The organism is Candidatus Chlamydia corallus (assembly GCF_002817655.1).
Classification (GTDB): domain Bacteria; phylum Chlamydiota; class Chlamydiia; order Chlamydiales; family Chlamydiaceae; genus Chlamydia; species Chlamydia corallus.
Genome location: NZ_NWQK01000002.1, coordinates 265,341 through 278,576 on the forward strand (window position 1 = coordinate 265,341; position 13,236 = coordinate 278,576).

The following is a 13,236-nucleotide window of genomic DNA, read 5'->3' on the forward strand; positions in this document are numbered from 1 at the left end:
TAAAGTGTTAGGAAATCTTTATATTTTTCGTTGTCTTTCGCTTATGTAAATTGCTGATCGGTAAGGAGAATTAAAAAAAAAAATAATTCGTCAGGGAAAAGAAAAGAGTAGATATTTTGTTGGTTCTTGGTATTTTGTCTTGTCTGTTTAAGAAAAAGCCCTGGTTTAGAAAAACGCTTCAGGGGATATCCAGGACATGTTTTTTTGAAAACACATTTTTTTATAACGTAAAGAAATATTAATAAATCATAATCCTGCTGACGCTTTATTAAGATTTTAATCTGAAAACATAAACTTTGTATTAACAAAAAAGCTTGATTAATAAAGCTTTTCTTAGGAAAATGCTTCTTTAAAAACTTCTAAAAACAAGGAAGAAACTAACTGTTGCGGTTGTTTTAATTATAAATATGTTGAGGGGGAGGGATGCGAGCTTATGGCGTGCGAACAACATGAGGGGTGCTACGAACTAGAAGAACAAGAAGAAGTTGAGAATATCAAAGACTCAGATACAACATGGGTTTCGATAACTCAAGCTGCTAAATTACATAACGTTACTAGGCAAGCGATTTATGTGGCAATTAAGCAGAAAAAACTTAGAGCTTCTAAAGAAACGCGCTGGGAAATAGATATTAAAGATCTAGAAGAGTACAAACGTAATCGTTACTCTCGAAAAAAATCTCTTTATCAAGGAGAGCTTGTTTTCGATAACGGTAAGGGATGTTACTCTATAAATCAAGTGGCACAGATTCTAGGAATACCTGTCCAGAAAGTGTACTACGCAACTCGTACGGGAACAATACGAGGAGAGCGTAAGGGAGCCGCTTGGGTGATTCATGTATCCGAGATTGAAAGGTATAAAAACGAGTATCTAAGTAGGCAAGCAGCTAAAAAATTAAAAGGAGCTGAACCAGCTGAACACCAAGCTCCAAATTTTGAACCTCCTACCGATATTTCTCCTGAACTTCACTAATTCACTCTCGATTTTTCGATTCTTACCTACAGCACTATTGATTCGCTTTTCCTTTTGATACCTTACAAGCGCTCCCCGACCTAAGGGTAATCCTACTTTGAGGATATTCCTCGAGAGACTCCTTAATTTTGTATTAAATTATGGAGTTTCTTTTATTTTTGGATTTATGCATTTCTACAGAGAGGATTTCCCTTGAAGAAATAGTTGTTTTCAGGGTATGAAGTCTCTCTTGTCTAAGGATAAAAGAAACATGAATTGGGAAAATGTCCGTGTTAGGGTAGCTCCTTCTCCTACAGGAGATCCTCATGTAGGTACTGCCTACATGGCTCTGTTTAACGAAATCTTTGCAAAACGATTTAAAGGGAAAATGATTCTCCGTATCGAAGATACGGATAGAACACGTAGTCGCGAAGATTATGAACAAAATATTTTCTCAGCTCTTCGTTGGTGTGGGATCCAGTGGGACGAAGGCCCTGATGTAGGCGGTCCTTACGGCCCCTATCGTCAGTCAGAACGCACGAAAATCTATCAAGGGTATGTAGACGCTCTTTTAAAAACAGATTGCGTTTACAAGTGCTTTGCAAATCCTCAAGAACTTGCTGAAATGCGTGCGGTTGCAAGTACTCTCGGTTATCGTGGTGGCTACGATCGCAGGTACCGGTACCTCTCTCCAGAGGAGGTCGCTTCAAAAGAAGCCGCAGGCCAGCCTTACACTATACGTCTGAAAGTTCCTTTATCAGGGGAGTGTGTTTTTGAAGATTATAGTAAGGGAAGGGTCGTTTTCCCCTGGGCAGATGTTGATGATCAGATTTTAGTAAAATCAGACGGATTTCCAACCTACCATTTTGCTAATGTGATTGACGATCACCTCATGGGAATCACTCATGTTTTAAGAGGAGAAGAATGGCTAAGTTCTACTCCTAAGCATCTCCTACTCTACGAAGCTTTTGGCTGGGAGCCTCCCGTATTTCTCCATATGCCCCTTCTTCTTAACCCCGATGGAACGAAGCTTTCAAAAAGAAAAAATCCCACCTCTATTTTCTATTACCGTGACTCGGGCTATATCAAAGAAGCCTTTGTTAACTTTCTCACCCTCATGGGTTATAGCATGGAAGGGGATGAAGAAATCTACTCTCTCGAGCGGATCGTAGAAAATTTTAATCCCCGACGTATTGGCAAATCTGGAGCCGTTTTTGATATTCAAAAGCTTGATTGGATGAATAAGTATTACCTCAACCATGAGGACTCTCCAGAAGGCTTGTTAAAAGAACTTAAGGATTGGCTGCTTAACGATGAATTTTTCTTAAAAATTCTTCCCCTATGTCAATCTCGGATTACAACTCTAGCGGAGTTTGTGAACCTGACTTCTTTCTTTTTCTCAGGATTGCCAAAATACCGTCTTGAAGAACTTCTTCCACCAGTTCTCTCTCCAGAGAAAGCGAGTCTCCTTCTCTACAGCTACGTAAAGTATCTTGAGAAAGGCGATCAATGGACAAAAGATACCTGCTACCTTGGTTCTAAGTGGCTGGCCCAAGCATTTAATGTCCACCATAAAAAAGCGATCATTCCATTGCTTTATGTTGCAATTACTGGCGAAAAACAAGGACTCCCTCTCTTTGACTCTATAGAAATTTTAGGGAAACCTCGAGCAAGAGCGCGTCTTGTGCATGCCGAAAAGCTTTTAGGCGGTGTTCCGAAGAAACTCGCTAATGCTGTGGATAAATTCATACAAAGAGAAGATTTCCAAGAAGCTGTTTTTGATTTCTAAGTTTTTATAGTGGTTATTTGTAGGTCACCCAGCCACTACGGTTTATATTCATAAAAGGCGTATTGTGTATATTTAGGAGTAGATCAACAAAGACCTCCTAAGCAGCTCCATCCTGACCCCTTTCTTCACACCTCTTACCATAACTTATTTATTTTGAGGTTACTCGTATTATAACAAGTGTTAAACACGGCCTTTGCTAAAGCGAACTCTAAGGAGAGGGCTTTGTTTACGAGCGGCCTCCCTCTTTGAGCGAGAATATAACTACGTGGAGGAGGTGCGTAGGTACAGCCTACAGAAAATAAAGATATCAGGAAAACAATGTTACAAAAGTAAAATAATTTCATTCCTCCCCCTCATTTTTATTTTTTAATTTTACGTAATTATTTTGTTATAATTCAACGATTTGATTGTATTATTTAATAATAATTATATTTCAACTTTTTGATTCTAAATGCTATGTGTTTCTAATATAGAAAATTAGTCGAAGAGTCTTACTAAATAAACTATTCTTTTTGTTTAACCTTCTCTAGCTTACTTAATTTGCTTCCTTTTGAAAATTATAGGGGTGTATTTTAGTATTCAGTTTTTTCTAAAAAGAGAATTAATTCTCAAAAGATTTATCTAGAAAAAATAATTGATAAAATTTTTATTTTCATTTGTAATATTGTTCATGGGAACGTGCTTTATTAATTATTAAAAGTTTTGTTCAATTTTCAGTAATAAATAAGACACGTAAGTTTTCTAATTAGAAAGGAGTTAAAAACTTATGAAGAAAGCTGTTTTAATTGCTGCAATGTTTTGTGGTGTGGTTAGCTTAAGTAGCTGCTGCCGCATTGTAGATTGTTGTTTTGAGGATCCTTGCGCACCCTCTTGCAATCCGTGTGAAGTAATGAGAAAAAAAGAAAGATCCTGTGGCAGTGCTTGTGGATCCTACGTTCCTTCTTGTTCTAATCCATGTGGTTCATCGGAGTGCAATCCTCAAGGTCCACAAGTTAAAGGTTGTACATCACCTGATGGCCGATGCAAGCAGTAAGGAGAGTTGTCTTAACTGTTTACTTAAATTGATCAGGTAGTTAGGAGATAAACTAATTCCTGACTACCTTAATGTAGTTACCTGACTACCTTAATTTAGATAATAAACCCAAATGTTGAGGGTAAGAGTTTACAAAACGTTCTACCCGATGGCAGAAGAAAAAAATAAACATGCGATAGGAGATCCCTATGTCCAAACTCATCAGACGAGTAGTTACGGTCCTTGCGCTAACGAGTATGGCGAGTTGCTTTGCCAGCGGGGGTATAGAGGCCGCTGTAGCAGAGTCTCTGATTACTAAGATCGTCGCTAGTGCAGAAAGACAGCCAGCACCTGTTCCTGTGACAGCGAAGAAGGTTAGACTTGTCCGTAAAAATAAACAACCAGTTGAACAAAAAAGCCGTGGAGCTTTTTGTGATAAAGAATTTTATCCCTGTGAAGAGGGACGATGTCAACCTTTAGAGGCTCAGCAAGAGTCTTGCTACGGAAGACTGTATTCTGTAAAAGTAAACGATGACTGCAACGTAGAAATTTGCCAGTCCGTTCCAGAATATGCTACTGTAGGATCTCCTTACCCCATAGAAATCCTTGCTATCGGCAAAAAAGATTGTGTTGATGTTGTGATTACACAACAGCTACCTTGCGAAGCTGAATTCGTAAGTAGTGATCCAGAAACGACTCCCACAAGTGATGGGAAATTAATCTGGAAAATCGATCGTCTAGGCCAAGGAGATAAATGCAAAATTGCTGTTTGGGTAAAACCTCTTAAAGAAGGTTGCTGCTTCACAGCTGCTACTGTATGTGCTTGCCCAGAGCTCCGTTCTTATACTAAATGCGGTCAACCAGCCGTTTGTATTAAGCAAGAAGGACCAGAGTGTGCTTGCTTAAGATGCCCTGTATGCTACAAAATTGAAGTAGTTAACACAGGATCTGCTACTGCCCGTAACGTAACCGTAGATAATCCTGTTCCTGATGGCTATTCTCATGCATCTGGTCAAAGAGTTCTTTCCTTTAATTTAGGAGATATGAGACCTGGAGATAAAAAGGTATTTACAGTTGAATTTTGCCCTCAAAGAAGAGGACAAGTGACTAACGTGGCTACTGTAACTTACTGCGGTGGACACAAATGTTCTGCAAATGTAACTACAATTGTTAATGAGCCTTGTGTACAAGTAAATATCTCTGGCGCTGATTGGTCTTACGTATGTAAGCCAGTTGAATACTCTATCTCGGTATCGAACCCTGGAGACTTGGTTCTTCACGATGTCGTTATTCAAGATAACCTTCCTTCTGGTGTTACATTAATCGAAGCTCCTGGCGGAGAGATCTGTTGTAATAAAGTGGTTTGGCGTATTAAAGAGATGTGCCCAGGGGAAACTCTCCAGTTTAAACTCTTAGTGAAAGCTCAGGTTCCTGGAAGATTTACAAACCAGGTTGCAGTGACTAGCGAGTCTAACTGTGGGACATGTACTTGTTGCGCAGACGCAACAACACATTGGAAGGGTCTTGCAGCTACCCATATGTGCGTATTAGATACAAATGATCCTATCTGTGTAGGAGAAAATACAGTCTATCGTATCTGCGTAACTAACCGTGGTTCTGCTGAAGATACTAACGTATCTTTAATCTTGAAGTTCTCAAAAGAACTTCAACCAGTAGCCTCTTCAGGACCAACCAAAGGAACAATTTCAGGTAACACCGTTGTTTTCGACGCCTTACCTAAACTTGGTTCCAAGGAATCTGTAGAGTTTTCTGTTACATTGAAAGGTATCGCTCCTGGGGATGCTCGTGGCGAAGCCATTCTTTCTTCTGATACATTGACCTCACCAGTATCGGATACAGAAAATACCCATGTGTATTAAATTCTAAGAAGTGACTAGGAAAGGGTGGGAACACCCTTTCCTAGGATAGCTTTCAAAGAATTACCGTCTTAGTGCATTACGCATTAAGACGGTTTTTTTTGTTTTAGTCACCGAATCAAAAAGTAGGGTTTATTCTCAAGATACTCTCCAAGTTTCTGATGTTCTGGGATTTATTTTTCTAATCTTCTCTTCGCAAAAATACAATTAAAATTTTTAATTAATGTTTTTGTATTGTAATCTGCTTCTTTAGAAACTACATTAGGAGAACGGTATGTCATCATCAAATCATCCCGTAGGAGGAACAACAGCAGCAGCGGCTGCTACTAATACTGTTATAAATATAGAACAAGCAGCAGAGGATCCCACTGCTCTGAAAGAGGGTATAAAAGTGATTACGTCCAGCCCTGGCGTTGTAAATGCCGCCTTAGGATGGGTAAAAGCGAAAATTATCCAACCTGTGCGTGAATCCAAGCTCTTTCAATCTAGGGCTTTCCAAATTACCTTGCTCGTTTTGGGAATTCTTTTGGTTGTTGCTGGATTAGCGTGTATGTTTATTTTTCATAGTGAGTTGGGGGCAAATGCATTTTGGTTGATTATTCCTGCAGTCGTGGGCTTGATTAAGTTGTTGGTTACATCATTATGTTTTGATGAAGTTTGTACGTCAGACAAACTCGTGCTTTTCCAAAAATGGGCAGGTGTTTTAGAAGATCAGTTTGATGACGGTATCCTCAACCAATCAAATAAGATTTTCGGCCATGTGAAATCGGAATCAAAAACAGGGTCCAGGGCTTCTAGCCCAGTACTTGGTAGTTTGGCTTTAGCCAAATCTTCTTCACCTGGACCTTCACCTTTGCTAGATCGCAAGACTCAGAATTAGACTATTTCATAAGCATCCTAGAAACGTGGGATGCTATCTTTCAATTTTTGCTATCAACTGTAGAGATATTGCTATTATTTTTTGGACTGTAATAAAATCATGTCCTTTAAAATATTTACTGATTCTTCCAATTGTAAATCGTTACATCCGTAAGATATATCGATTTTTTCAGATGATTTTATCCGAGACAAAAATGTCTGAAAATTTTGATTCTCAGAAAGCCTCTGCTGACTGTTTTCCATAAGCTGAGGTAGCATCTCCCTCCAAAGAGTCTCTTGCTTTTGTAGATTAGGAAGATAGTACTTTTGAAACCACGGACGTGTATGGCTATCTAAATCTGTTAGAGGATCATGAAGCACATTGTCGCAAGAATCCGCGGGCAAGGGATGCTCTAAAAAACGCTCTCCTAGAGGATCTTCAGCATAGCGAGAAGGAATTAAAATATCGGATTTTACCCCCTGAAGCTGGGTCGATTTCCCTGAAGGTGAATAGTATTTTCCTACAGTAACTTTAAAACAATCGTCATGAGAGGCATCCCCAGTAATCGTTTGATGCTGAATCGTTCCTTTTCCATAAGTCTGCTCGTCTCCCACAACTAAAGCAACGCCATAATCTTGGAGCGTTTGTGCCACAATCTCAGCTGCTGATGCTGAACTTTTAGATACTAAAATAGCCAAAGGACCATCATAGAATTTTTTGGGAGATACGGTACGGTAACACTTGATGCTACCATCAACATAACGAGATACAACCACAACACCATTGGTCATAAATAAACCAGAAACTTTGATTGCTTGAGATAAAAATCCACCAGTATTTTCCCGGATATCTAAAACTAATCCAAGTAGGTTCTTTTCCTTTAATCCCTGAATGGCTCGACGCAGATCTTGCTCGCTAGAAACGTGATTTTCTCCTTCATAAAAAGAATGTAACGTAAGTTTTCCAATCACACCATCCCCATAAGATTCATAGGAAACGTCGACACGACGGTCTTCTAAGAGAATTTTCTCTCTTTTCAAGGTGACCATATGATTGCTGTCTCCACGATGGATATCTAGGATCACAGTCGAGCCATCTGCCCCACGTAAACAATCCAAAACACCTCGAAAAGAAAGATGCTCGATATCATTGCCGTCCACGCGATAAATGATATCTCCAAGCTGAAGGTTCCCCGATTTAGCGGCTGGTCCTCCAGGAATGATTTCTTTAACAACAACCCCATCAATATCTTCTTTTAGCACAACACCAATGCCACACATGCCTTTTTCTAACTGGATGCGCATCGCCAACGCTTCATCCTTACTGAAATATGCCGTATGGGCATCTAAGCTATGAGCTAAAGCTTTAACTACACGAATATGGAAGTGATACGCCTCTTCATCCTGATCCATAGCAACACCATGGTCGTTGATGCCTAAATACGCATTCTCATGGTTCTCTATTTGACGTACACACAAAGCAGCAAGCTGATCTTCTTTGTCCTGATACCGACAGGCAGGAACCCCAGAGAGATGTAAAGAAAGATAGGAAACTAGTAGAGCGCGTTGTTTTTGTTTAACCTCATCTATGGATTTGCTCCATTGCGTAGGTTGCTTAGATATCTGATATGATGATGCTTCTAATACAAGTTCTTTTGGATTCTTGATCCACTCTTTTCTCCATTGTCGCGCACGAAGAATACTCTCACGAATCACTTGATTCATGTTACGATAAATAGCAAAGTTACTTGCTTTGTAATTTTTTAATAGACGTTTTTTTGTTTCTGGAGACTGTAAGAAAACTGCAACCTCTTGGTTCGAAAGATAGGATTTATGAGGATCAAAAGCTTGAATGTAACTAGATAAAGAATGCGATAGTATGTCCGTAGATATTTCTTGAGTATCGACATGATACTCAATCAGCTTATCCATCATCTTTTTGATCCCTTCTTCTCGTAAGAGGTCTGAAGAAAACACTACATTCGGAAGTAAAGAAAGAAGAACTACGCACAGACGGACAAGTTTTTTCATTACGAACATCTATTTAGTTTTAAATGGGTATTCGTAACATCGGCACGAAGGCAAGGGTCTTTAGCAAAGATTTCTTGTAAATATGGAAAACTAATTTATTACAAACAGCTTAGTAAGGAAAAAACTTTTGTAATAAATAAAAAAGACGAGCTGTGATGCTCAAATTAAGAAGAAGTCGTGATGCACTGTTTGAGATCAACGATGCAGTTAATAAGAAGTATTCCTAAAGCAATAAACGCTAAAAAAGAACCAACAATAAAATAAGCTCCCGAAAAGGCGAGGACGACTTGAGGAAGCAAGCTCAATCCAGAAAGAATGAGAGCAAGAATAAAAAATACCAATGCTGTGGCAATCATAGCAAGGCTGCGTGAAGAGTCAAAGACCTTTGGTTCTAACCGTTGTTGTAGGTACGACTGTCCGTTAATGGGCAGGGTCATGAGTACATTTCCTTTGTATATAAACAAATATTATACAAAGAAAAAAGTAAGAAAACACTTAAAATAAAATCTTACTTTTAGTTTAGTAGTAGGAGTTCTACTTTTACTGAGGTTGTATGCGGCCCGTTGTCCTCAGATTGCTTCTAATTTTTATCTTAGGAAGAGCTGCCTTCCCTCTAAAAGCTTCAGAGAGTTTCTCTTGGGGAGATTCTCCCTATTTGACGGTATTAGGGACTCCTTTTATTGATATTATTCTTACAACAGAGGAACACTTTATTACTGAGTGTGATCTGCAAATAGGAACCATTTCTTCTACAAATCATGCAAAAATAAAAGAAATTTTTTTAATATATAAAGAGAAGTTTCCAGAAGCTGCTGTGTTTTTCAAACGTAAAGAACCCCTAAACCTCTCACAGTCAGATCTCTCTAATTTAGGCATTTTATGCATGCGCAATGGAGAAAATTATGCCGAAGGAATGATAAGTGAAGAAAATGGACCCGCTCTACAACAGCCAAAATATCTAAGACTAGTTTTACGCTGTCCTAACCAACCAGATACTCTTCTCTACTCTGAAAGGGAAGACGAAACAACCATAGGGACTGGCCCCTACCTCTGCAATCAGGGATATACACTCCTTGATGGCCAACTTGTTCTCTATGGTGATAGTATGGAAAAGTTCCTAAAAGAGACAAAGAGGAAAAATAACCAGACACTTGTTGATCTTTGTGACCTGCAAGTCGTCACTAAATTCGTAAATCGCTTTTGGACTCTTCTAGACTACATTCAAGTTCTTTTCTTATCAGAAGATTCCGCTAAAATTCTTGCAGGCATCCCAGACCTAGCCAAAGCTACCCACTTGCTTTCCCACACAGTGCCTCTGCTCTTTATTTATACTAACGATTCTATTCACATCATAGAGCAAGGCAAAGAAAGTAGCTTTACCTATAATCAAGATTTAACAGAGCCTATTCTAGGATTCCTATTTGGATACATAAATCGCGGCTCTATGGAATACTACTTTAACTGTGCGCAATCCTTGTTAGGAGACGCTTAAAATTAAGATCCTTTGGATATAGATTAGAATAAATTCGTTCTTATTAGAATTTCTTTTAAGAAGGATAAAAATGGTTCACCTAAAAAAGGTAGCATTTTTTTAAATTCAAGCAGGATACGTTGCCTCCTCATCTGAAAATAAGCCCTTGCCAACAAAGAGAGCCTTGCTCTATATTTCCATGCTTGTAGTAGTGAGGTTGAAGCGAGAAGGATACATGCCCACCATTAATCAATTAATACGTAAAAAGCGTAAGTCAAGTCTAACTAGAAAGAAATCTCCAGCTTTGCAGAAGTGTCCACAAAAACGGGGAGTTTGCCTTCAAGTAAAAACAAAAACTCCAAAGAAGCCGAATTCGGCTTTAAGGAAGGTTGCTTGGGTCCGATTGTCTAATGGGCAAGAAGTCATTGCCTATATTGGTGGTGAAGGGCACAATCTTCAAGAGCATAGCATTGTGTTGATCCAAGGTGGTAGAGTCAAAGACTTACCTGGTGTTCGTTATCATATCGTTCGCGGCACTCTAGATTGTGCAGCAGTAAAAAATAGAAAGCAAAGTCGTTCACGATACGGCGCAAAACGACCTAAGTAATAATATAAAATTCTTGGTCTAGATTTAGAAGATAGAGGTTAAATTGTATGTCAAGGCGGCACTCCGCTGAAAAGCGTAATATCCCTGGAGATCCTATCTATGGCAGCGTAATCTTAGAAAAATTTATTAATAAGGTTATGATGCATGGGAAAAAAAGTGTGGCAAGAAAGATTGTCTACTCTGCTCTAGAGCGTTTTAGTAAAAAATTGAATTTAGAAAATGTGCTTGAAGGTTTTGAAGAAGCTTTAGAAAATGCAAAGCCTATTTTAGAAGTTCGTTCCCGTCGTGTTGGAGGTGCTACCTATCAAGTGCCTGTTGAAGTTGCTAGTGACCGTAGGAATTGTTTGGCTATGCAGTGGATCATCAAGCACGCTCGTAATAAGCCTGGAAAATCTATGGAAGTTGGGCTTGCTACCGAACTGATTGACTGCTTCAACAAACAAGGTGCAACAATTAAAAAACGTGAAGACACCCATCGTATGGCAGAGGCAAATAAAGCATTCGCTCACTATAAGTGGTAGGATGAGTTAAATTACGGAGAAAATAAAAAGTTCATGACCAATCAAGAATTCGATTTAAGTGCAATTAGAAATATCGGCATCATGGCTCATATTGATGCTGGGAAAACAACGACTACAGAAAGAATTCTTTTTTATGCTGGAAGAACTCACAAAATCGGTGAAGTTCATGAAGGCGGAGCTACAATGGACTGGATGGCCCAGGAACAAGAAAGAGGAATTACCATTACCTCTGCTGCAACTACTGTGTTCTGGTTGGGCGCAAAAATTAACATTATTGATACTCCTGGGCACGTTGACTTCACGATTGAAGTAGAACGTTCTCTTCGTGTTCTTGATGGTGCTGTAGCAGTGTTTGACGCTGTATCTGGCGTGGAGCCTCAGTCCGAAACTGTCTGGAGACAGGCAGACAAGTACGGCGTTCCACGGATTGCCTTCGTCAATAAAATGGACCGTATGGGAGCAGACTACTTTGCTGCTGTAGAATCCATGAAAGAAAAATTAGGGGCGAATGCCTTTCCTGTTCATTGTCCTATTGGTTCTGAAAGCCACTTTGTTGGCATGGTTGACTTAATCTCTCAAAAAGCTCTTTATTTTCTAGATGATACCCTAGGAGCTAAATGGGAAGAAAAAGAAATACCAGAGGATCTTAAAGAACGTTGTGCAAAGTTGCGAGCAGATCTTTTGGAAGAACTCGCTACTGTAGATGAAGGCAACGAAGCTTTCATGATGAAAGTTCTTGAAGATCCCGACAGCATTACAGAAGATGAAATTCATCAGATAATGCGCAAGGGGGTTATTGAAAATAAAATCAACCCCGTCCTTTGTGGAACCGCTTTTAAAAACAAAGGCGTACAACAATTACTTAACGTAATTGTAAAATGGTTGCCTTCTCCTATGGATAGAGGAAATATCCGCGGAATCAATCTTAAAACAGATCAAGAAATTAGTTTAGAGCCAAGACGTGATGGGCCTCTAGCTGCTCTAGCCTTCAAAATCATGACAGACCCTTATGTGGGTCGTATTACATTTATCCGAATCTATTCTGGAACCCTGAAGAAAGGGTCCGCTATTTTAAATTCCACAAAAGACAAAAAAGAACGAATTTCTCGTCTTTTAGAAATGCACGCTAATGAGCGTACTGATAGAGATGAGTTTACCGTTGGGGATATTGGAGCCTGTGTAGGGTTGAAGTTTTCTGTCACAGGGGATACTTTGTGTGACGAAAATCAAGAAATTGTCCTTGAACGTATAGAATTTCCTGATCCTGTGATCGATATGGCAATCGAGCCAAAATCCAAAGGAGATAGAGAAAAACTCGCTCAAGCACTAGGTTCTTTGTCCGAAGAAGATCCTACTTTCCGCGTCTCGACAAATGAAGAAACAGGTCAAACGATCATTTCTGGAATGGGAGAACTTCACTTAGATATTCTTCGAGATCGTATGATCCGAGAATTTAAAGTTGAAGCTAACGTAGGAAAACCTCAAGTTTCTTATAAAGAAACGATTACTACGAATGGAAATAGCGAAACAAAATACGTCAAGCAGTCTGGCGGTCGCGGGCAGTATGCTCACGTTTGCCTTGAAATAGAACCTAATGAACCTGGAAAAGGAAACGAAGTTTGCAGCAAGATTGTTGGAGGCGTCATTCCTAAAGAATATATCCCTGCAGTAATTAAGGGGGTAGAAGAAGGGTTGAATACTGGAGTCCTAGCTGGCTATGGTCTTGTGGACGTTAAGGTAAATATTGTTTTTGGTTCGTATCACGAAGTTGATTCTAGTGAAATGGCATTTAAGATTTGCGGGTCTATGGCTGTCAAAGACGCCTGTAGAAAAGCTAAGCCTGTAATTTTAGAGCCGATCATGAAGGTGGCAGTAATTACCCCAGAAGATCATCTTGGCGATGTAATTGGAGATCTCAACCGACGTCGAGGAAAAATTTTAGGACAAGAATCTTCTCGACGAATGGCTCAGGTGAATGCCGAAGTTCCTTTAAGTGAAATGTTCGGGTACACCACATCTTTGAGATCATTGACTTCAGGACGTGCAACATCGACCATGGAACCTGCATTCTTTGCTAGGGTTCCTCAAAAAATTCAAGAAGAGATTGTTAAGAAGTAAGGG

Annotated in this window: 11 protein-coding genes; 9 read left to right on the forward strand and 2 right to left on the reverse strand. The window is 39.4% G+C overall.

The genetic code is table 11. The features are described from left to right. The first annotated feature begins 433 nt into the window (after positions 1-433). The 5 genes from CMV32_RS03675 to CMV32_RS03700 all read left to right on the forward strand — a co-directional run bounded on the left by CMV32_RS03675 (position 434) and on the right by CMV32_RS03700 (position 6,507). Positions 434-970 (forward strand): helix-turn-helix domain-containing protein, encoded by a 537-nt coding sequence (locus CMV32_RS03675; RefSeq protein ID WP_100934572.1) that lies wholly within the window; start codon positions 434-436, stop codon positions 968-970. Between the two features lie 250 nt (positions 971-1,220). Next, entirely contained in the window at positions 1,221-2,738 is a 1,518-nt protein-coding gene (gene gltX / locus CMV32_RS03680; protein ID WP_100934670.1) for a glutamate--tRNA ligase, read from the forward strand. Between the two features lie 766 nt (positions 2,739-3,504). Further along, complete coding sequence (locus tag CMV32_RS03690; protein ID WP_100934574.1) at positions 3,505-3,771, forward strand: small cysteine-rich outer membrane protein; 267 nt, start codon at positions 3,505-3,507, stop codon at positions 3,769-3,771. A 188-nt stretch (positions 3,772-3,959) separates the two neighbouring features. Continuing rightward, the gene (gene omcB, locus CMV32_RS03695; RefSeq protein WP_100934575.1) at positions 3,960-5,630 is read left to right on the forward strand and encodes an outer membrane complex protein OmcB; all 1,671 of its coding nucleotides are present in this window, start codon (positions 3,960-3,962) and stop codon (positions 5,628-5,630) included. Between the two features lie 271 nt (positions 5,631-5,901). Continuing rightward, on the forward strand, positions 5,902-6,507 hold the full coding sequence (locus CMV32_RS03700; protein WP_100934576.1) for a cysteine-rich outer membrane protein: 606 nt from the start codon (positions 5,902-5,904) through the stop codon (positions 6,505-6,507). 74 nt (positions 6,508-6,581) lie between these two features. On the opposite strand, the gene tsp is transcribed toward CMV32_RS03700, so the two are convergent. Together tsp and CMV32_RS03710 are read right to left on the reverse strand one after the other, a co-directional pair. Continuing rightward, on the reverse strand, positions 6,582-8,516 hold the full coding sequence (gene tsp, locus CMV32_RS03705; protein ID WP_192940647.1) for a tail-specific protease Tsp: 1,935 nt from the start codon (positions 8,514-8,516) through the stop codon (positions 6,582-6,584). Positions 8,517-8,680: 164 nt separating this feature from the next. Beyond that, positions 8,681-8,953 carry a hypothetical protein gene (locus CMV32_RS03710; protein WP_100934578.1) on the reverse strand — a complete coding sequence of 91 codons (273 nt, stop codon included), beginning with the start codon at positions 8,951-8,953 and terminating at the stop codon, positions 8,681-8,683. A 116-nt stretch (positions 8,954-9,069) separates the two neighbouring features. Between CMV32_RS03710 and CMV32_RS03715 the strand changes: the two genes are divergently transcribed. From CMV32_RS03715 to fusA, 4 genes are all read left to right on the forward strand, one after another. Further along, positions 9,070-10,008 carry a hypothetical protein gene (locus CMV32_RS03715; RefSeq protein ID WP_100934579.1) on the forward strand — a complete coding sequence of 313 codons (939 nt, stop codon included), beginning with the start codon at positions 9,070-9,072 and terminating at the stop codon, positions 10,006-10,008. A gap of 214 nt (positions 10,009-10,222) precedes the next feature. Continuing rightward, positions 10,223-10,594 (forward strand): 30S ribosomal protein S12, encoded by a 372-nt coding sequence (gene rpsL, locus CMV32_RS03720; RefSeq protein ID WP_100934671.1) that lies wholly within the window; start codon positions 10,223-10,225, stop codon positions 10,592-10,594. A 47-nt stretch (positions 10,595-10,641) separates the two neighbouring features. After that, positions 10,642-11,115 carry a 30S ribosomal protein S7 gene (gene rpsG, locus CMV32_RS03725; RefSeq protein WP_100934580.1) on the forward strand — a complete coding sequence of 158 codons (474 nt, stop codon included), beginning with the start codon at positions 10,642-10,644 and terminating at the stop codon, positions 11,113-11,115. A 33-nt stretch (positions 11,116-11,148) separates the two neighbouring features. Continuing rightward, entirely contained in the window at positions 11,149-13,233 is a 2,085-nt protein-coding gene (gene fusA, locus CMV32_RS03730) for an elongation factor G (protein ID WP_100934581.1), read from the forward strand. The last annotated feature ends 3 nt before the right edge of the window (positions 13,234-13,236 follow it).

Bases quoted from the DNA above. Each gene is read 5' to 3' on its own strand.
- CMV32_RS03675 (WP_100934572.1), top strand. From the start codon at position 434: ATGGCGTGCGAACAACATGAGGGGTGCTACGAACTAGAAGAACAAGAA.
- gltX (WP_100934670.1), top strand. From the start codon at position 1,221: ATGAATTGGGAAAATGTCCGTGTTAGGGTAGCTCCTTCTCCTACAGGA.
- CMV32_RS03690 (WP_100934574.1), top strand. From the start codon at position 3,505: ATGAAGAAAGCTGTTTTAATTGCTGCAATGTTTTGTGGTGTGGTTAGC.
- omcB (WP_100934575.1), top strand. From the start codon at position 3,960: ATGTCCAAACTCATCAGACGAGTAGTTACGGTCCTTGCGCTAACGAGT.
- CMV32_RS03700 (WP_100934576.1), top strand. From the start codon at position 5,902: ATGTCATCATCAAATCATCCCGTAGGAGGAACAACAGCAGCAGCGGCT.
- tsp (WP_192940647.1), bottom strand. From the start codon at position 8,516: ATGAAAAAACTTGTCCGTCTGTGCGTAGTTCTTCTTTCTTTACTTCCG.
- CMV32_RS03710 (WP_100934578.1), bottom strand. From the start codon at position 8,953: ATGACCCTGCCCATTAACGGACAGTCGTACCTACAACAACGGTTAGAA.
- CMV32_RS03715 (WP_100934579.1), top strand. From the start codon at position 9,070: ATGCGGCCCGTTGTCCTCAGATTGCTTCTAATTTTTATCTTAGGAAGA.
- rpsL (WP_100934671.1), top strand. From the start codon at position 10,223: ATGCCCACCATTAATCAATTAATACGTAAAAAGCGTAAGTCAAGTCTA.
- rpsG (WP_100934580.1), top strand. From the start codon at position 10,642: ATGTCAAGGCGGCACTCCGCTGAAAAGCGTAATATCCCTGGAGATCCT.
- fusA (WP_100934581.1), top strand. From the start codon at position 11,149: ATGACCAATCAAGAATTCGATTTAAGTGCAATTAGAAATATCGGCATC.